Below are 20,540 nucleotides of genomic sequence, written 5' to 3'. Positions count from 1 at the left end.
TGTTAACCCGATAATTATGTCACACAAAAAAGCAATTTTGGTGGGCGACAAAGCCATCACCATCACTACCCTCTACGAGGCGACGTACCTCTCCGTTTCAGATATGGAAAAGGCCCCTTTTACGGCAGAGCGCTGGCTCTGTAACGCGGCGGCCCTGGAACTACTTGGCTCCTGGGAGCAGCTGTACAACCCGGATTTTGACAAGGAGGTATTTGAGGTGCTGATGGGCAAGTATACATGGCCCACCTTCAGTGTATCCGTAAAGGAATGGTGCGCACAAACGCGGGCCATCGGGCTATACTTCAAGCCGGGACGAAATAGCGGACTGTATGCGCACCGGGACATAGCGACCGAGTTTGCGGGTTGGGTACTGCCGAAGTTTAAGCTGCAGTTGGTGAAAGCCCTGCAGGACAGCGGCGTACAGCATTCCGAGTGGAGCTTCCGAAGGTCGTTGGCGGCAACAAACTACAAGATCCATTCTTCGGCGGTGAAGACGATCTTACCAACGCCGGATGACAAGAACGTATACTCCGAAGAAGCGGAGCTGATCAACCAGGCGGTCTTCGGCCAGGGCTCCCGGGAGTGGAAGGCACAACACCCCGGCATGGCTGGCGGTGGCAAAACGATCCGTGACTATGCAGATACGCATCAACTCATCGTACTCTCCAACCTCGAAAGCATTAACGCCGTGTTAATCCGTAACGGACTGGCGAAAGAGCAACGGTATACCATCCTGCGGGATGCGGCACTCACGCAGCTCGCAGCCTTGCAGCGGGAGAACGGGGCGATTGCGAGCCCGTTGAAGATTGCTTAAAGATAGTTGCAGATGAAGAGGTGATACACAGGCCTTCCGCGTTCAGATAGGCTGTGCCTGGCTGCAATGACCTCCGCATGGATTGAATAAGCCATCGTGACGCCTGTTCACGTAGCCGATCCTCCTACGATGACTGCCTGCTTCCATAAACAAGAACGCCCCGCACGAATCCGTGCAGGGCGTTCCAATAAATTGGCAGACTACAGCTTCACCGTCAAACTAAACCCGCTAGACTGCGACGAATAGTAAGGCGACATGCTGATGCCTTTATGTTTCTCTTTGAATCGGTGCAGCTCCGGCACCAGGATGCCTGTTGCCGCGCCCATCACCAGGCCGGTAAATACATCGGTGCGGAAGTGGCGGCCGCCTTCCATACGGAAGTAGCCAACGATGGAGGGCGGAACAGCAGCAGCACCATACACCAGGATCCTGCGCCAGCCCGTAATGTGATGGTAATCGGTGTATACTTTCGCGAGGAAGAAAGTAGAGGCAGATGCTACGGAAGCATGGCCGCTATAAAACGAGTTGGCTTTGGCGTTACCTACCTTGGAAGACATGGGCACATCCGGGTTGTAGGTATATGGCCGCTCGCGGCGGAACGCGAAGGCCATGCCGGTATAGAGGGTTTGGTTGATGGTATGCGTCATGAAATACATGCCCAGGAGATCGAACCAGTCTTTACGTACTTTCTTATCCAACCCCAATATCGCGGGACTCAATACCGAAATGTTCAGGAACAGGTCGGAGCGGCTCATGGCCTTGCTGTAACCATCGGGGTTCTTGAAAATGATCGGGCGGTCGAACCAGTTTACATCGGCAGGATTTAATGCGAGGGCCTGCGCCTCAGTTAATGATGCATGCCTGGTAAGGGCAGGCAGCGCCACGGTGGAGAACAGGATCACACCACCTAAGCCGGCGGGCAGTTCTACCCAGGGTTTTACATTGTACACCTTTTGATGGGTGGGCAGTGTATCGGTGGTCGTAATCGAAGTATCGTTTACCGCTGTCTGGGCCTTCACATATTGCATTCCCGTAGCGCAGCAGATCAGCATCAAAAAAATTCTGTGCATCGTAAAAAGTAAAACCTGTTTAATCCCTCAAAACTACGCAATTTACACCTGATGCTGTGCAAATATAATTGTACATATACGCGCAGAGCAGGTATATATGCCTACTCACAAGTCACCTCCAGGCCCTCATTCCAGTGCCGTATACCGGGTGTGTAATATAGGTACGCGTTGCCCGCCTTACCTTTGTAACTACCTGCAAATTCGGCTTTCAAAATCCCTAATTCCATAATTGTTAACTTTGCACAATGGATTATTTCAAAAAGCTGCAGGAATTACTGAAAATAGAACTGGAAGAAGACAAACGCAGTTACCAGGCCCTCACCGAGCATGCCTCTGTGAACGACCGCCGCGCCGACGGCCTCACCTGGTACCCCATCGCCATCCGCGATACCGAAATGACCCGGGGCGACTATATTTCTGTAGAAGTAGAACGTACTACCCATAAAGACCTGCCACACCAGCTCCGCTTCGGGGCCTCGGCTACGCTGTTTTCCAACCACGATCCTAAAAGCAACCGCGAGGAAGGCACCATCACCTGGCAGGGCGGCGACCGCCTGCGCATCACCCTGCGCACCGACGAGCTACCCGAATGGGCGCGCGATGGCAAACTGGGCATCGACCTCCTGTTCGATGATAACAGTTACGATGAGATGGCCAACGCCTTAAAACTGGCGGAGAGCCTGAGCGAAAAGCGAGAGGAAGGCAGATTGATACAGGTACTCACCGGCCAGCAAAAGCCGGTATTTGATAAGGACGTGCATCCGGTTACGTTACCCGGCCTCAACTCTTCCCAGCAGGAGGCGGTAAACCGTATTCTCGCGGCGGATGACCTGGCCATCGTGCACGGCCCTCCGGGTACGGGCAAAACCACGACGCTCGTACAGGCGATCAAAACCCTGGCGAAGAACGACAACCGTAAAATACTCGTCGTAGCGCCGAGCAATGCGGCGGTCGACCTGCTGAGCGATAAACTTTCTTCGGCCGGACTGAATGTGCTGCGGGTAGGCAACCCTGCGCGCGTATCGGAACGATTGAGCGCACTTACGCTGGACAGCAAGATGGCCGGGCATCCGCAGATGAAAGACATCAAACGGTTGAAGAAGCAGGCGTCTGAATTCAAAAACATGGCGCATAAGTACAAACGCAACTTCGGCAAGGCAGAACGTGATCAGCGCAAAGCCTTGTTCGACGAGGCCCGTAACATCATGAAACAGGTAGAAAGTACGGAGCAGTACATCACCGACTACCTGATGAACAAGGCGCAGGTCATTACCGCTACGCTCGTTGGTGCCAACCATTATACCGTTAAGAACCTGAGGTACCATACCGTCGTGATCGACGAAGCCGGTCAGGCCCTGGAGCCTGCCTGCTGGATACCTGTCCTGAAAGGCCGTAAAGTAATACTGGCGGGCGATCACTGCCAGTTGTCACCCACCGTTAAGTCGGAGGAAGCGGCGCGTAAAGGCCTGTCGACCACACTGCTCGAGAAGTGTGTGAAAGCACACCCCGAAGCGGTGGTGTTACTCGAAGAGCAATACCGCATGCATACCGCGATCATGGGTTACTCTTCTGCCGTATTTTACGAGGATAAACTAAGGGCGCATCAATCCGTGGCCGGCCACCTGCTGTACCAGGACGATACCCCGCTGAACTTCGTAGACACCGCCGGCTGTGGCTTCGAGGAAGTGGCAGAAGGTACGAGCACCACCAATCCCGAGGAAGCCGCCTTCGTATTCAAACACCTGGCGCAACTCGTGAGTGACTTGCAACCGCATTACCGCGAGCAGGACTTCCCGACGATAGCGGTCATATCCCCCTATAAACAACAAATTCAATTACTGCGCGAACAGCTGACCAGTCATACCGAGCTGCAACCCTACGCCGATAAGATTACCGTCAACACCATCGACAGCTTCCAGGGCCAGGAGCGCGACATCGTGTACATCAGCATGACCCGCAGTAACGCCGACAGCAAGATCGGCTTCCTGTCGGACATCCGTCGTATGAACGTAGCGATGACCCGTGCCCGTAAGAAGCTGGTAGTGATCGGCGACAGCGGCACGCTTTCGCAGGATGCATTTTATGCAGGGTTCATCACGTATGCGGAGGGGCATGATGCGTATAAGAGTGCGTGGGAGTTTATGGTGGACTAATTCCATTTCATTAAATTTCAGTAAGTTGCAGTAGAAGCCTATTCCAACGCTATGATCAAAAACATCCATATCGGCTTGCTGCGGGAGGAGAAAGTGCCTCATGATAACCGCGTCGCTTTTACGCCCCTGCAATGTAAGTGGATACTGAGCCACTACCCTGGCGTGCAGATTACCGTGCAACCTTCGGAGCAGCGATGCTTTACCGATGACGAATATACGGCGGCGGGCATCCGGCTGTCGGAGGATTTATCGATGTGTGATGTATTACTCGGCATCAAAGAGATCCCGCAGGAAAAGCTGATCGCGGATAAAACATACCTCTTCTTCTCCCACACCAAAAAACAGCAACCGCATAACCGGCAGATGTTACAGGCCATCCTGGAAAAAAACATTACACTAATCGATTATGAATGTTTGGTGCATGAAGACGGACAACGCATCCTGGGCTTTGGCTTCTTTGCGGGCGTGGTGGGTGCGCACAATGGACTGCTGGCCTACGGCGCGCGCACCGGTACGTTCAAGTTCAAACGGGTACATGAGTGCCGGGATTTCCAGGAGTTGATCACGCATTACTTCGGGGTAAAAATACCGCCGATCAAGATCGTGGCAACCGGCTCCGGGCGTGTAACCGCGGGCATATTGGAGGTGATGGGCTTACTGGGCATCAAGTACATTCCGCCAGAGGAGTTCCTCATCAACAGTTACGCCTACCCGGTGTATACACAACTGAAAGCGGGTGAACTCTATCTTCGTAAAACCGATAAAACTTATAGCCGCGACGACTTTCACGCGCATCCTGAAAACTACGACTGCCGTTTCCTGCCTTACGTTACCGCCAGCGACATTCTCATGAACGGTATTTACTGGGATAAAAACATTGAGCCTCTATTCGCCTGGGCGGATATGGCCAAAGACAACTTCCGCATCCGGGTGATCGCGGATATTACGGACGATGCGCATGGCTCTATCCCCTGCAACCTCGGCGACTCTACGATCGAAGATCCTGTGTACGACGTGAACCGCTTTACGCAACAGAAACTGGCACCGTTCCATGAAGAGGGCGTGACTATGATGTGTGTGGGCAATTTACCGAACGAGCTGCCCCGCGATGCATCGCAGTACTTCGGTGATCAGCTGATGAAGTTCGTGTTCGATGACCTGATGAAAACGGATAGTAAGATGATCGACCGCGCGACGATTGCAAGTGCGGGTAAATTGACGGAGCATTATGATTATCTGCAGGATTACGTGGAGGGCAGATAGTTAAAAAAAATAACACGTTCTTTACGATAGGCTAGTGAGGGAAACATGGTTCCCCAACCACGAAATGTACGGCACGATGATGCTATAAATACAAGTAATACGCCTTCAACAAATAGGCTGGTGAGGGAAACATGGCTCCCCAACCACGAAATGTACGGGCGATGATGCTATAAATACAAATAATACTCCTTCAACAATGCCACAAAATCCGGCGTGTACTGGTTCTGCGCATCATAGATCAGCAGCGTTTCCATCTCCGTATTTACCGCTCCCCGCTTAAATATACCGACAGTTCTGAAGAATCCATGCCTCGGCGATTGCTGTACATCCAGTTTTATTGCCAACTCCAATCCTTTATTAGCCGCCAATACGCGGAACTGCTCAAACGCATCATAAGGCAACAGTACCGAACAGGCACCGTCCGCACTTAAGTTGACGTCGATCGCTGCAGCCAATGCGGCGAAGTCCAGCTCTGTGGCGTGCATCGCGGTGTTACGGGCGGCTTTGCCACTTTTAAGGGCGTTGATGAAGAAAGGAGGATTCGTGATAATGAACGGATAAGGTCTGGCAGCGTTGAACTGACGGGCATCCGCATGTATCACCTGTAAACGCTGCGCCCAGGGTGACGCAGCAAAGTTCTCACCAGCCTGCGCGAAGGCATCAGCATCTAACTCGATCGCATCGATAGGTGCCGGTATGGCTTGCGCCAGCATGAGACTGAGCAATCCCGTGCCGGCACCTATGTCCAGTACACGGGCGGGCGGCGAGGTACGCAGGTAACGGGCGGTGTAAGCGCCCTGGATGCAGGCATCTGTGCATACGCGCATCGCGGCCCGCTGCTGGTGTACGGTAAATTGCTTGAATTGAAAATAGTCGTTCGCCATACTTATTGCGCGAGGTGCAGCTCCAGGTTCGGCATACGCATATCGCGGTGTACGGAAACCGGGTTGTACAACTGCCAGCTGTACGCTCCTACCTCGTCTTTCTTTAACTGCAGCGGCGCGAGACGCTGGCGGTACATGAGTTGCGGCACATCTTTATCGATCGACACCACGGTTTTCTTCGCAAAACGATTGTACACTTTCACCACCAGTTTATTAACGCCCGCTTGCAGCGGCAAAACTAAGTATTCCTGCTGGGTAAACCCGCGCGCCGGGTTATTATGCACCACTTGCTCCTCCCCGTTCAAAAACACCTGTATGCCATCGCCGCTCGTCAACCGGATGATGTATTGCCCCGCCTCTTCTGCTTTTACTTCCTGGTATACATACCAGCTGTTGTTCCAGTCGGCTTCCAGTTCGTATACTTTATCATTTTTCCAGTCGGTCTTTTTCCAACGGGCATCATGCCCGGCCGGCCAGGGTTTGGTGACGTCGATTGTATTCACATCTCCATTCGCCCAGCTGATGCCGTTCCAGTAAGGGCCTGCGAGGTACATAGGGCTCCAGCTGATCTTGCGGGTAGCGAGGCTGATGAGCAACGAATCTGTACAAACGAGTTTTACCACCTGCGAGCGGTCATTCACCGTGAGGGTGATAGAATTATCTCTTTCCTGCTGCGTGTACGACAGCCAGGGAATCACCTTCATGTCTGTACTTGCCTTCAACCGCCAGCTGTTCGCTACGGTGCTGCGATAATAGCTGTTGTAATCTATCCCCGAAAAGCTGTAATGTTTTTCAGCATTGTGCCGGTCGAGCACGAGGTGACTGTTCGGTGTCATCTCCAGTATGTTTTCCGGCAATACGGCGTACGGTGCGGAAAAGTTGAGGCGCAGTACGCGGGCACGGTTATTCAGTTTAAACTTCGATGGCAGCTCGAGGTAAGTAGTGTTTCCTTCTGTGAAAATGCGGCAGTTCAGTCGTGCACGGCTGCTATCCAGCACGGTTACACTGGCAATTTCGCCTTTAAGTCCGGGCAGGGCGATGATGTTTCCTTCGGGCTGGCGGAGTAAACTGAGGTACAACTTATTCTCTTTAGCCGTTACCTCTCCCCAGTCGAAAAAGCGGCCGAAAGGGCTCGGCGCTGCTCCATACACTGCTTCGCCGTTCTGGGCGAGCCACTTGCCGTTACGGAGTAATACATCCTTCTCAAAATCTACTACGGAGCCGTCACCACGCGGACCAATATTCAGCAGGTAGTTACCGCCACGGCTCACCACTTTCAGCAGTCCTTCCAGTTTCTGCATGGCTTTATCGGCCACGGGGCCATGCTCCTGCCAGGAGCGGTAACCCCAGGTTTCGTCGTATACAGAAGCCGGCGTTTGCCAGGGCGTTGCGATCTTATAGTTGGGATAATCATTGTCGCCCATCACACAAAAGTCTCCGGCGTCATTACCGAGGCGGCCACTCACCATACAATCAGGCTGCAGGCGATGCACGAGCGTAGCCAGTTCCTGGCTTTGTGCGGCAGTAAGTGAGCCCATATCGAACCAGATCTCGGAGATAGGTCCGTAGTTCGTGAGCAGCTCCGTTACCTGTTCCACGTTATAGTGGTGGTGCTGTTCGGTAATCGGGTCGCTGTTATGGCTGCTGATCGGGTATGCCTGCGGGAAGTGCCAGTCTATCAGGGAAAAATATACGCCGAAACGGAGGTTGTGCTTCTTACAGGCATCTGCCAGTTCCTTTACTACATCGCGTTTGTAAGGTGTGGCATCCACCACGTTGTATGTTGTATAGGCCGACTTGAACATACAAAAGCCATCGTGGTGTTTGGAAGTGATCACTACCGATTTCATACCTGCGGCTTTGGCCAATAAGGCAATAGAATCAGGCTTCCAGCGCTGGGGATTGAAGCGTTTAGCCACATTGGCGTAAACATCACTGTAAATGCCCGCATGGGCCTGTATCTGTTCGCTGTAGCCTGTCGTCACAGGTTTACCGTTCCACACGCCGCCGAGGGAGCTGTAAATCGCGCCCCAGTGAATGAACATGGAATATTTTTGGTCCTTCCAGGTTTGCTGGGCAGACTTAGGCTGGGATAAAGCAACAATTGTGGTAAGGGTCCAGATACTCACCAGGACAAACTTCTTCATACAATGGTATTAACGTTAGAATGGTTGTGTGCAGGCTCTTGATAGGGTACAGCTAAAACTACTCGCCGAATACGGCGCGGGCGGAAGGGATGGCGTCCAGGGATGCAAATTCGCCCGCCAGGTATTTATAGTACGCGGTAATGGCGATCATCGCTGCATTATCGGTACAGTACTCAAATTTAGGAATATAATATTGCCAATCATACTTTGCCGCATATTCAGCCAGCGCGGCGCGTAAACCAGAGTTGGCGCTTACGCCTCCGGCAATGCTGATCTGCCGGATGCCCGTTTCCTCCGAAGCCTTTACGAGCTTATTCATGAGGATGGTCACGATCCGGTGCTGCACCGAGGCGCAGATATCATCGAGGTTGTTTTCCACGAATGCGGGATCTTTCGCCTTGTTATCCTGCAAAAAGTAAAGAATAGCGGTTTTTAGGCCGCTGAAGCTGAAGTTGAGACCGGGAATTTGCGGCTCCGGGAACTTAAACCGTTTGGGATCACCGTTCTTTGCGTGTTTGTCTACCAACGGGCCGCCGGGATAAGGCAAACCTATCAGTTTAGCGCTTTTATCGAACGCCTCCCCTGCGGCATCGTCCATCGTTTCGCCGATCACTTTCATATCGAGCGGACCGTTACACTGCACGATCTGCGTATGTCCACCGGAAACGGTTAAACAAAGGAAAGGGAAAGACGGTTTGGGATCTTCGATGAAGTTGGCGAGTACGTGGGCCTGCATATGATGTACGCCAATGAGCGGGATGTCAAGCGCCATGGCCATCGACTTGGCAAAACAGCTACCTACGAGCAGGGAGCCGATCAGACCGGGACTTTGGGTAAAAGCGATGGCACTCAGTTCAGTCATGTCTACGCCGGCTTTTTTCAGCGCAGTATCTACCACGGGTACGATGTTCTCCTGGTGGGCACGGGATGCCAGTTCCGGTACAACCCCGCCATATTGTTCATGAACAGACTGATTTGCGATGATATTGGATAGTACCATACCATCTACCAATACAGAGGCACTCGTCTCGTCACATGAAGACTCTATCGCTAATATTTTAACACCCGTCATAGAATGGCAAATATAAGCAGCGGCGGCAAATTTTCCCGCGTTAATTGCTGCGAATAGCCACCACAGGGTCTAAACGCGAGGCCGACCAGGCCGGAATGAAGCCGGCGAGTAAGCCCACGACCATGGAGGAAGTGACACCAAAAATGATATTCCCCATCGATAATACAAAAGGGAAGTTCATCAGCTTAGTGGCCAATACCGCCATGCCATACACGGTGAGTAATCCTAACAGGCCGCCGATCACACATAACAGGATCGCTTCCAGCAGGAACTCCAGCAGTATCGTGCTTCTTTTAGCGCCGATGGCCTTTTTAAGACCGATGATGTTGGTACGTTCTTTTACGGTAACAAACATGATATTGGCGATCCCGAACGCACCTACGAAGAGGGCGAAGATGCCGATAAATAATCCGCCGATATTGATACGGAGGAAGATGTCATTCAGATCGTTATTGATAGCGGTAATCTCATTCAGCGCAAAGTTATCTTCCTGCTTGGGCGACAATCTTCTTACGGCGCGCATGGCGCCGGTGAGGTCATCTTTCAGCTGACCGAGACTCACATCTGGTTTACCTTTTACCATGAGGAACGGGTCGGCATACCGGCGCTCGTCCACGATGGTGCGGGAAAAGCCGTATGGAAGGATGGCGGTATCGTCGTAGTTGATGTTCACCAAACCGCCTTCGCCCTTATATTTCAGGAGACCAATTACTTTACAGTTCCGGCCGCTCACCTTTACGATGCTGCCGATGGCCGCTTCGGGATTAGGAAACAGTGTTTGCCAGAGGTTACCGCCCAGGATCACCACATTGGCGCCGGTGTTAGATTCGGTGGGAGAAAAATACCGGCCGTAAATGATGTCGAGCGCCTGTATCTTATCAAAATCCTGCGACACGCCCATCAGCTCTACGTTCTCCATATAATCCTTGCCCGCCTCGATCTTTTTACCGCCGCTGGTAAAGGCGAAAGCTACCGCATCTGCGCGGGGCACCCTGTCCTGCAATGGCTTCAATTCCTTAATGCTGCTGGCGGGGCGGTTCACGAACTTCCACCAGGGCATGTCCGGACCGTCGTCCCAGGGCATCTTCTGGATATAGATCACATTACTGCCCAGTGTAGCCACCTCGTTACGAATATTGCGCTCCAGGCTGTCGGTGGCGGAAAATACCGCGATCACGCAAAAGATGCCGATCGTAATACCCAGCAACGACAAAAACGTACGTACTTTGTTTACCCGCAGTTCCTGCAGGGCCATCTTTAAACTATTCCAGAGAATTTTCAGGGTGGAGAGCATAGATCAAATTTAATATTTATATCGATGCCATGCCGCACTAATTGACCAGTGGACAAGGCCCCTTCACTGCGGCCATACTCTCCCGGAAAATGATTACCTTTGCAGCCATTTTTGCATCAATGAAGTACGCTAACGAGATTAACAGGCGAAAAACGTTTGCCATCATCGCCCACCCGGATGCGGGTAAGACTACCCTTACGGAGAAGTTCCTGCTGTTCGGCGGCGCTATCCAAACGGCCGGCGCGGTAAAATCGAATAAGATCAAGAAACATACTACCTCCGACTTTATGGAGATCGAGCGCCAGAGAGGTATCTCGGTGGCTACCTCCGTAATGACCTTCGAGTACCGCGATACCCTCGTGAACCTGCTCGATACCCCCGGTCACAAGGACTTTGCCGAAGACACCTATCGTACGCTCACCGCAGTGGACAGTGTGGTACTGGTGATCGACTGTGTGAAGGGAGTGGAAGAACAAACAGAAAGATTGATGGAAGTGTGCCGCATGCGCGATACACCGGTAATCATCTTCGTAAATAAAATGGACCGCGACGGTAAAAATCCGTTCGACCTGCTGGACGAGCTGGAGGAAAAGCTGAACATCCGCGTTCGCCCGCTCAGCTGGCCAATCAACGGTGGTAAAGACTTTAAAGGCGTGTACAACCTGTACGACAAAAGCTTCGTAAGTTTTGCGCCTAACAAGAAGGCGACCGACGAAGACATCATCCCTATGCCGGACGTAAACACCCCACGTGTAGATGAACTGTTTAACGCCCAGGACGCCCAGCAGCTGCGCAGCGACGTGGAGTTGATCGAAGGCGTGTATGATACCTTCGAAAAAGAAGAATACCTGCAGGGCAAACTGGCCCCCGTATTCTTCGGAAGTGCGGTAAACAACTTCGGCGTAAAAGACATGCTCGATACCTTCGTGGAAATCGCACCAGTGCCCCGCCCCCGCCCTTCTACCATCAGGGAAATTGAACCCGGCGAAGACAAGTTCACCGGCTTTATCTTTAAAATACACGCTAACCTCGATCCCCGCCACCGTGACCGCATCGCGTTCCTGCGTATCTGTTCGGGCAGGTTCGAGCGTAATAAATTCTATCACCACGTAAGGCTGGATAAGGATGTGCGCTTCAGCAACCCTTATACTTTTATGGCGCGTGATAAGAACGTGGTAGATGACGCCTTCCCCGGCGACGTGGTAGGTTTGTTCGATACGGGCAACTTTAAGATCGGCGACACCCTTACGGAGGGCGAAGATCTTTACTTTACAGGCATCCCCAGCTTCTCTCCGGAGCTGTTCAAGGAGCTGGTAAACAAAGATCCGATGAAGACCAAACAACTGGAAAAAGGCATCCGCCAGCTGACGGATGAGGGCGTGGCCCAGCTGTTTACGCAGCACGGAGGTAACCGCAAGATCATTGGTTGTGTGGGCGAACTGCAATTCGAGGTGATCCAATACCGCCTGTTACAGGAGTACGGCGCCGCCTGTCAGTTCAATACCCTGCCCTTCTATAAAGCCTGCTGGATTACCGGTCCGAAACAAAAAGTGGAAGACTTCATCCGGTTCAAGAGCTCGAACATCGTGGAAGATAAAGATGGTCACCTGGTATACCTGGCACAGTCAGAATGGTACCTCAATACCGAGCGAACCAACAACCCGGAGATCGAATTCCATTTTACGTCGGAAATACACAAATAAGATTAACTTGTTGATATCGAAGCCGGTCTTTTAAGGACCGGCTTTTTTTATGTACGGCTGGAAAATAAAAGGCCGCGCCCAGGATAAGGCGCGGCTTATTCGTACGACCAACTCAATTATCGCGTTGTAAAAAGTCTTTGTGAGATTAACTATAGCGAAGGTACAGGCATACGTCTCATATCGTTTACGATATTGGAAATATGATTTACGCAATCGGGAAAATAAAAAAAGAAAGCCGCCCGGTAACACCGGACGGCTCTTCTACATATAACATGGTTTCCGTTAAAATCCTGCGTTGATTACCACGTGGCCACTCACATGCGGCCTTGGCGGCAGTGGCAGTGGGAACGGCGGTGGCGGCGGCAACAGCGGCGGCCTTGGTGCGTTCACCACGACTACACGGCCTCTCGGCGGACATGGTGCCTGGTAATAAACTCTATCACGTCTTTCATTACGATAATATCTGCGGTCGTTGCAATCGTCTCTGCGGGAATAGCGCCGGTCATCTCTGCACTCTTTATAATGACCTCTTTTGTGACCTCTGCCCTGGGCTGATACAGTGTAGGAAACACCCGTGGCGAGAAAGATAAGGAGCATTAGCTTTTTCATAGCTTGTTAGTTTTTAATTGATGGTTATTCCGTTACCAACTTCGCTTTTACACCGGTGTTTCGATTGGTAGTTGTACCTGTAAATTCAAGAAGTGTGCCATAAAAAAAAGCCGCTCGTTCGAGCGGCTTTACGATGCGGAAAAAATGCGTTATTACATTTTGAAACACTTCGAAAAGTTAGTGCTCCTGCGGCCACCACCGCTGCCGGAGCCAATGCGGTAAGTAAGTGTAAGCCCACTGAATACGTACCAGTCTTTCTTGTCGGGGTTACCACGAATGGTGCCGTCGGCAGGATAAGACGTTGGCGGCAGAAAGTGCCCTGTTTCATCGCCGCGGAATGCCAGGTCAACGGCCTGTTGTCCTGCGTAAGCCAACAGCGTATTTTCGTCAACGTAAGTATTACTTACGTCGTCGAGATAGTCGGTAAACGTTTTACGCCAGCCTACTTCAACACCCAGTGTAAGCTTCTCCGTTAGGATGTATTTTACACCCATACCGAAAGGCAGCGATACCTGGTAAAGACTGTACATCGGTCTTTCTGGATACTGCGGTAAACCCTGACCTTCGGTGCGGAGCGGACGTAAAGGCGTCCATTCACCGGCGGCGTTTTTTGCTTTCGGGTAAAAGCTGAATACACCTACACCACCAAATACATAAGGCGTGAACCCGGTCATTTCCAGGTCCATAAAATTGAGTTCGCCCATGATGGCGCCTTCCCAGATATTTGATTTGAAACTGAGGTTACGTTGTAAGAGATCGCGGGAAGAATTCGTACTATCCGCTGCTGCTACCAGCCCCCAGGAAGCCTGAGCGCGCACCGTGAGGAAACGGTTAATATCCTTTCTTACCAAAATACCCAGCGATGGTCGTGTATAACTGAAGTCCACCGCTTTTTCGTTCAGGTCGCCACTATAATTACTGATCCCTGCAAATACACCAACATGCCAATCCTGCGCAAAACTCATCAACGGGGCCGCGGACAACAAAAATATTCCAATGATCTTTTTCAAGGAAGTAAAGGTTTACAGGTTATTGATTAGTAACGTTTTTATACACAAAAAAATTATTATGCCCTAATAATGGGGCCAAATTTAGGGGTTTTTCTGATTAATTCATAATCAAGCCTTTGATTATTATCATTGAACTAAATATGAGCTGATTATCAATACCTAGGGGAATAATTTAAATATTTGAAGAATAGTTAAAAAAGTCGATTTGAGCCAGCCTCCCACCTGCAGTTTAGCCGCCGTTTCGCACCCTGACAGGTCGTGTGCCAGGTGTAAACCTTAATCCGGATTATCTCATAAGGGTGTAAACCTATTTTAGGACGTGACAGCCCGGCGAAACCGGCAATATCCTACCAACATCCCTCGAGGATCTTTCGAACATCCTTCGATCATCCTAGGCTTATCTTTCGCTTATCCTTCGTTCATTTTACGTTCGTGAGCCTAGGTTGAACAAAGGTTGAACGTAGGTTGAACGTAGGATGAACCTAGGTTGCTTAAAGGATGCAGCAAGGATGTAGCTCGCCAGTACGGAGTGTAGCTGGGAGAAGCATAGTATTTTAACGGCCTGACGGGTATGGGCATAAAAAAAGGGGCGGGAGCCCCTTACAGATGATATGTCGGTGAATTTAACCTTTCGTCCAGACTTTCACGCCCCAGACCTTGTTCTTACGAATATCCCACGTAAGGTCGAGTACCCGCCACTGGCCGTCGGCCCAGATGCGCCAGGTATCGCCGGAAACTTGTTGGGCGGTGAGGCGCAGACCGGAGAATACGTAGGCACCGTACAGGCGGAGTTTGTCGGTACGGGTCTGGTTGTTTTCGTCGAGCATGATGAAAAGCGTGGTGGCCATATTGTTGGCCAGGGTGCCGGCGTCGATGCTGGTTTTGAGGGCGTATACCGGATTGAGGGTGCTGTCTTCCATGATAAAACCGCTCAGGATGTCTTCCATACCCAGGGAGCCGAGGGGCTGGTAACCGCGGGCTTCAGGAATGTTGCCTTTTACGGCCTCCAGGCTTTGCAGGCGGCTTTTATAGAATGCGTCTGCATGCTGGTGCAGGAAATGATTGATCTTGCCGATGATGGGCACGCGCGTCATCGTTAAGGTATCGTAAATTGTTAGCCGGTCCAGGGCGACAGGCAGCTGTTTCACTTCCTCGTAGAGGCCCCAGCTGAACTGGTCGACTTCCTTCTGCAGGGGACTTTTCGTCTGGGCTTTTACGTTAATGGCCAGTAACAGCGCCAACAGGCTGGCGGCAACAAATGATCTAGTCATGCGGGCATCAATTTGCGGCGAATATCGAACAATTAAAATGATACAAATAGTTAAAGTTTGTGCGAATCCGCTACCGGTAAGGACTACGTACAATAAATCGAAAAAAAGCCAGTGTGATCGATATCGGGTGGGGTATAATTGTGTGGTATCGACGGTATGATATTTGCATCAAAGGTTTAATATTCAATTTATTAATTAGATATCATATACGTGAAGGAACCCTCTACCGCCAAACCCTGGAAGCGAAAACTAAAGCGATGGTTGATTGGCATTGTGATTACCGTGGTTGGCCTGCCCCTTTTACTACTCTTGCTGCTACAGCTACCCGCTGTACAGGACTTCGTGCGTGGTAAAGCCGAGAATTACCTCCGCAAACAATTGGGTACAGAAGTACACATTGGCCGGCTCCGCTTTACCTGGTGGCATGAACTGAGTCTGCGCGAAGTATCTGTAAAAGATCAGCGACAACAAACCCTGTTTTCCAGCGGAGAACTGGAGGTACGTTATAACCTCCTGGCGCTGCTGCACAATGAGTTGCGGGTGTACTCCCTCCAGTGGAATGACGCCACGGCCAACGTGTATCGTCCGGCGAACGATAGCAGCTTTAACTACCAGTTTATCATTGATGCCTTCGCCTCCCCCAACCCGTCGAAGGACACGGTGATCGAAGAGAGCGGTACCACGATGAAGTACGACATTGGCGAGGTAGACCTGCGGCGCATCGACCTGAAATACAACGATAGCCTGGGCGGCATGCTGGTGGGTGCGAACATTAAAACATTGCACCTGGAACCACAGGAAGTAGATACGGAAAAGGGCGCTTATTATATAGATAAATTCCTGCTGGATGGCGTAAAGGCATCCTTCGTGCAATTCTATAAACCAGCCGCAATACCCGCCAAACCCGAACCGGAGAAAGTGGATACGGGCAGCATGCCGTTTGATTTGCGTGCGGTAAGCCTGGTAATCAGCAATACGCAGTTCCGGTACGCGAGCGATGGTGTTGGAATAGACGTGGGCGGCAGTATCGGTCACCTCGAACTGAAAAACGCCCGTTTTGACCTGGCGCAAACACTCGTAGACGCGCAGGAACTGGCGCTCAAACAAAGCACTGTAGACCTGAAGCTGAAAGAAGGCCTGGACACTACCGGCGCCAGCGAACCGAAAGACACCTCCTCCCCCAACACCTGGCGTGTAACTGCGCGGGCGTTGAACATTGATGGGGTGAACTTCAATATGGACAATCCCGATTCGGCCGCCATCAAATACAAAAACGCGTTTGACGCCAACCATATGGGACTGGTGAACGTGATCCTGAAAGCGAACGACATTGCCTATAACGCCGACAGTGCCCGCGCAAACATCAGCGAGGGTAGTCTGGCCGAAAAGAGCGGCGTACAGGTGCAACAGCTGAAAGGCAGGGTGTTGTATACGAGCAGCGAAGTAAACCTCGGTGACTTCCTGTTACAAACCGCAGCCAGTAAAATAGATGCAGACGTACGGATACAGGCCCCTTCGTGGAGTACACTGTCCGACAACCTCGGTGCGCTACAGATCAATGCAGACCTGCGCCCAACGACCCTCGCCCTCCGCGAGGCGCTGTATTTTGCACCAGACCTGTCTACCAACGCTTCCATGAAACCGTTATGGCGTAAGTTATTATCGATACGCGGACAGCTGGAAGGCTCGCTGGCACAATTGCAGATTCCCGGGCTGGAAGTGAAAGACAACGATCAAACCTACCTGTATGTGAGAGGTGCCGCGGCTAATGTAACTGAAACAGATAAACTCGGGCTTGATCTCGTGGCGTTGAAAGTAACCGCCACCCGTTATGGCATCAGCACCTGGGTACCTGCGGGCACCATTCCCAATACGGTACAGCTGCCCGGGCATTTACAACTCACCGGCGCCTTGCGGGGCGGCATGCAGCGTGTACACCCCAACCTGCGCCTCACCACCGACTTCGGTAATTTGTCTGTCAACGGCGACGTGGCCAACTTCACCGATCCGGCAAAACTGAGCTACCAGCTTACCCTGGTAGCAGATCGTTTGCAGACAGGCCGCTTCATCCGCGATACGACGCTCGGCGCGCTTAACGGTAAGATCTATGCAAAAGGCAGCGGCACCGACGTACAAAAGGCCGTCGCCGACGCCAATATCAATATCGCATCGTTTACCTACAACCGTTATACTTACCACAACATCCTGCTGGACGCGGGTCTGAAGCAGGGGGCTTACCGGGCGAAAGGCAATGTGGACGACCCGGCCGTGCAGCTGAAACTGGAATTATCCGGCAAGATCGATTCGCTCCGCCCGGATATTACCGCCTTTGCGGATTTGCAGAAGTTCGACATGCATACGACCAACTTCAGCAAAGACACCATGAGCATCAAAGCCACCCTGGACGCGCGCGTAAACAGCCTGCAGGCCAGGAAGCTGGATGCATCGGCCGACATCTACAAGATACAGGTAGCCAACAAATCTGATATCTATGCGCTGGACAGCATTACCCTTCGGGCAGATGCAGACAGTGGTATGCAGCGTGTCGTGCTCCGCGCGCCGTTTGCGCGGATGCGTATTGCGGGCGACTTTAACTACAAAACGGTGGCGTCCACCATTCAAGGTATTATCGGCCATCACCTCTCCGCCCGCTCCGAAGTACCGGAGATGCCGGCAGAGCAGCAACAGCTGGCGTTTAACGGCGCAGTGCTCATCCCGAAATCATTACAACCACTGTTCCCCGACATCGAGATGGACAAACCCATGTTCATCCGCGGCCGCCTGAACAGCGACAGTGCGTTGTTAGCAGCAGACCTGAGCATGGAGCGCCTGCGTTACGATTCCTTCTTTGTAGACACCTTCCAGGTGAAACTGCGGGCAGACACCTCGTTGATGACCGCCAATGTATTACTGGGCGCGTTACGCCACCCGACCATTCCGCTGGAACGTACCACCATCGATGCAAAAGCACAAAACGGCCTGCTCGACTTTGACCTGCAGATCAACAATAAAAAACAGGAAGCCAAGTACGTGATCGGCGGTAACCTGCAATACCTGCAGGGCGACAGCCTGGTGTTATCGCTGAAGGAGCGCATACTGCTGAACCAACAGGAATGGAGCGCCGCCGGTGGCAATAAGGTAGTAATGAAATCGGGGAACCTCTCCTTCGCAGACATTGGTTTTGCACGGCAGGACCAGCAATTGCGCGTATTTACACCACAGGCTGCACAGGACACGACCATGCCCGATATTACCGTGGAGCTGAAACAATTCCGCCTGGCAACGCTGACCAGCATTATTGAGAAAGACACCGCGCTGATCAACGGTATTGCCAATGGTGCCATTACTGTAAGCAACCTGGAAGATGCACCGATTCTGGACGGCGACCTGAAAATCGACAGTATTCGTGCGATGGGCACCGCCGTGGGCAACCTAGCTCTTAAAGCCAATTCCACCGCCGAAAAGGCCTATAACCTGGACGCCCGCATCACCGGAAATGATAATGATATTGAACTGACGGGCACCTATGACGGTAACCTGGATTTCACACTTAGTTTACAGCAACTGAATGTAAAAGCGGTAGAGCCGTTTACCTTCGGCAACCTAAACAAGATGAGCGGTTTCGCTAATGGCCGCATGACGGTAAAAGGCACGGTAACCAAACCGGAGATTCGTGGTAACCTGCACTTTAACGATGTAGGCTTCACGGTAAGCATGATCAATACCGAACTGAAACTACCTGATGAAGACATCTTATTTGAAGAGCAAGGCATCCGCTTCCGCCAGTTCGTAATCGCCGATAGTGCGAGTAACGAAGCCATATTGAACGGACAGATACGCACGACCGACTACCGCAGCTTCGCCTTTAACCTCGACTTCACGGCTGAGAACTTCAGGGCTTTGGGTCCAAAGGCAAGCGATGATCAATTGTATTACGGTCCGGCTTATATAGATGTGAATGCCCGTATTCGCGGCGACCTGGATTTGCCAAGGGTACAACTGAATGTGAAACTGCGCGAGAAATCGCAGGTGACCGTGGTGATACCCGAGAACAAACCGGAGATAGAAAGTCGCGAGGGCATTGTGGAGTTCGTAGACCGGGATAATATGCCGGACAGTGCGCTGCTGGCCAAACGCGACACCCTGCCATCAATGCCTACCCTTTCGGGCATTGTGTTTTCGGGAGATGTGGAGATCGACCCGAAAGCCATCATGCGCATCGTGATCGACCCGGGCAACGGCGACTACCTGGAAGTACAGGGTAACGCCACGCTTAACCTCACGCTCGATCCAAGTAATAAGATGAGCCTCACAGGTCGCTACGAGATCGACGAAGGTAAATATGCAATGTCGCTGAACCAGCTGATCAAACGTGAATTTGCGATCGAAAAAGGAAGCACTATTATATGGAATGGCGAGGCGACCAGCGCGGACGTGAACATTCGTGCAAAGTATGCCGTGAATGCCCCCGCCATCGACCTGATTGGCGACCAGGTAACTGATGCGACCACCAACAAAGCGCAGTACAATCAAAAAGTACCGGTAGAAGTGTTCCTGATCATCACCGGTGAACTGTTGAAACCAGAAATAGCCTTTGAACTGGATATGCCGGAAAACTCGCGCAATGTGCTGGAAGGCGCGCTGTACACCCGTCTGAAACAGATCAACCAGGTGCCGTCAGAATTGAACAAGCAGGTAATGGGCCTGCTGATCTTAAACAGGTTCATCTCCGAAAATCCGTTTGACCAACTGGATAACCGTACAGGCAGCTCGTTCGAAGACATTGCCCGTAAGAGTGTGAGTAAAGTGTTATCGCAACAGCTGAACAACCTCGCGGGTAGTTTGATCAAAGGCTTTGACGTGAACTTCGACCTGCAATCGGAAGACGATTACAGCTCCGGCACCCGTCAGGAAAGTACCAACCTGAAAGTAGACGTATCCAAACGCCTGTTCAACGATCGTTTAACCGTTAGCGTGGGTTCGAATGTAGGCATAACCGGCAATGGCGATCCGCAGGAAGCCAGTACCCTCGTGGGCGACGTGTCGGCCGAATATGCCCTTAGCCGGGATGGGCGATACCGGTTGCGGGCTTACCGGCGTAACCTGAGTGAGACCATTATTGAAGGTGAAGTCGTCGAAACCGGTCTGTCATTTATGCTGGTAATGGACTACGACGAGTTTAGAGAGATATTCGAACGGCGGAGAGAAAAGAAACAGGAACGCATCCGCGCAAAAAAATCAAAATAAAGT

The 20,540-nt window shown here is 51.8% G+C and carries 14 protein-coding genes; 5 read left to right on the top strand and 9 right to left on the bottom strand.

From position 1 onward, the window contains the following. Nucleotides 1-16: 16 nt before the first annotated feature. Nucleotides 17-814: a KilA-N domain-containing protein gene (locus MKQ68_RS07390; protein WP_264282732.1), complete on the top strand. Its 798-nt coding sequence runs from the start codon at nt 17-19 to the stop codon at nt 812-814. Nucleotides 815-1,014: 200 nt separating this feature from the next. On the opposite strand, the gene MKQ68_RS07385 is transcribed toward MKQ68_RS07390, so the two are convergent. Both MKQ68_RS07385 and MKQ68_RS07380 read right to left on the bottom strand, forming a co-directional pair. Beyond that, the gene (locus MKQ68_RS07385) at nt 1,015-1,884 is read right to left on the bottom strand and encodes a phosphatase PAP2 family protein (protein ID WP_244838452.1); all 870 of its coding nucleotides are present in this window, start codon (nt 1,882-1,884) and stop codon (nt 1,015-1,017) included. A 101-nt stretch (nt 1,885-1,985) separates the two neighbouring features. Continuing rightward, nucleotides 1,986-2,111, bottom strand: a complete 126-nt coding sequence (locus MKQ68_RS07380; protein WP_264282731.1) for a hypothetical protein — start codon at nt 2,109-2,111, stop codon at nt 1,986-1,988. Nucleotides 2,112-2,129: 18 nt separating this feature from the next. Here MKQ68_RS07380 and MKQ68_RS07375 point away from each other — a divergent pair, with 18 nt between their 5' ends. Both MKQ68_RS07375 and MKQ68_RS07370 read left to right on the top strand, forming a co-directional pair. Continuing rightward, complete coding sequence (locus tag MKQ68_RS07375; RefSeq protein ID WP_264282730.1) at nt 2,130-4,037, top strand: AAA domain-containing protein; 1,908 nt, start codon at nt 2,130-2,132, stop codon at nt 4,035-4,037. Nucleotides 4,038-4,088: 51 nt separating this feature from the next. Beyond that, the gene (locus tag MKQ68_RS07370) at nt 4,089-5,300 is read left to right on the top strand and encodes an NAD(P)-dependent oxidoreductase (protein WP_264282729.1); all 1,212 of its coding nucleotides are present in this window, start codon (nt 4,089-4,091) and stop codon (nt 5,298-5,300) included. A gap of 167 nt (nt 5,301-5,467) precedes the next feature. Here the strand turns inward: MKQ68_RS07370 and MKQ68_RS07365 are convergent, their stop codons facing one another. Genes MKQ68_RS07365 through MKQ68_RS07350 form a run of 4 tightly spaced genes read right to left on the bottom strand, consistent with a single transcriptional unit; the run spans nt 5,468 to nt 10,697 of the window. Then, nucleotides 5,468-6,184, bottom strand: coding sequence for a tRNA1(Val) (adenine(37)-N6)-methyltransferase (locus tag MKQ68_RS07365; protein ID WP_264282728.1), 717 nt, complete (start codon nt 6,182-6,184; stop codon nt 5,468-5,470). A 2-nt stretch (nt 6,185-6,186) separates the two neighbouring features. After that, nucleotides 6,187-8,331 carry an alpha-L-fucosidase gene (locus MKQ68_RS07360; protein ID WP_264282727.1) on the bottom strand — a complete coding sequence of 715 codons (2,145 nt, stop codon included), beginning with the start codon at nt 8,329-8,331 and terminating at the stop codon, nt 6,187-6,189. Nucleotides 8,332-8,389: 58 nt separating this feature from the next. Then, nucleotides 8,390-9,403 (bottom strand): tRNA (adenosine(37)-N6)-threonylcarbamoyltransferase complex transferase subunit TsaD, encoded by a 1,014-nt coding sequence (gene tsaD, locus MKQ68_RS07355; protein ID WP_264282726.1) that lies wholly within the window; start codon nt 9,401-9,403, stop codon nt 8,390-8,392. Between the two features lie 40 nt (nt 9,404-9,443). Beyond that, complete coding sequence (locus MKQ68_RS07350) at nt 9,444-10,697, bottom strand: ABC transporter permease (RefSeq protein WP_264282725.1); 1,254 nt, start codon at nt 10,695-10,697, stop codon at nt 9,444-9,446. A 119-nt stretch (nt 10,698-10,816) separates the two neighbouring features. Here MKQ68_RS07350 and MKQ68_RS07345 point away from each other — a divergent pair, with 119 nt between their 5' ends. Beyond that, the gene (locus MKQ68_RS07345; RefSeq protein ID WP_264282724.1) at nt 10,817-12,400 is read left to right on the top strand and encodes a peptide chain release factor 3; all 1,584 of its coding nucleotides are present in this window, start codon (nt 10,817-10,819) and stop codon (nt 12,398-12,400) included. Between the two features lie 282 nt (nt 12,401-12,682). Here MKQ68_RS07345 and MKQ68_RS07340 read toward each other — a convergent pair whose 3' ends face one another. The 3 genes from MKQ68_RS07340 to MKQ68_RS07330 form a co-directional block, all read right to left on the bottom strand. Then, nucleotides 12,683-13,009, bottom strand: a complete 327-nt coding sequence (locus MKQ68_RS07340; RefSeq protein ID WP_264282723.1) for a hypothetical protein — start codon at nt 13,007-13,009, stop codon at nt 12,683-12,685. A gap of 152 nt (nt 13,010-13,161) precedes the next feature. Then, on the bottom strand, nt 13,162-14,019 hold the full coding sequence (gene porG, locus MKQ68_RS07335) for a type IX secretion system protein PorG (protein ID WP_264282722.1): 858 nt from the start codon (nt 14,017-14,019) through the stop codon (nt 13,162-13,164). Between the two features lie 623 nt (nt 14,020-14,642). Next, nucleotides 14,643-15,290, bottom strand: coding sequence for a hypothetical protein (locus MKQ68_RS07330; protein ID WP_264282721.1), 648 nt, complete (start codon nt 15,288-15,290; stop codon nt 14,643-14,645). Between the two features lie 210 nt (nt 15,291-15,500). On the opposite strand from MKQ68_RS07330, the gene MKQ68_RS07325 reads away from it, so the two are divergent. Next, nucleotides 15,501-20,537, top strand: a complete 5,037-nt coding sequence (locus tag MKQ68_RS07325) for a translocation/assembly module TamB domain-containing protein (RefSeq protein WP_264282720.1) — start codon at nt 15,501-15,503, stop codon at nt 20,535-20,537. The last annotated feature ends 3 nt before the right edge of the window (nt 20,538-20,540 follow it).

The organism is Chitinophaga horti (genome assembly GCF_022867795.2).
GTDB classification, from domain to species: Bacteria; Bacteroidota; Bacteroidia; order Chitinophagales; family Chitinophagaceae; genus Chitinophaga; species Chitinophaga horti.
The sequence above is the reverse complement of the archived record's forward strand: the minus strand, read 5'-3'. Positions and strand labels throughout refer to the sequence as shown.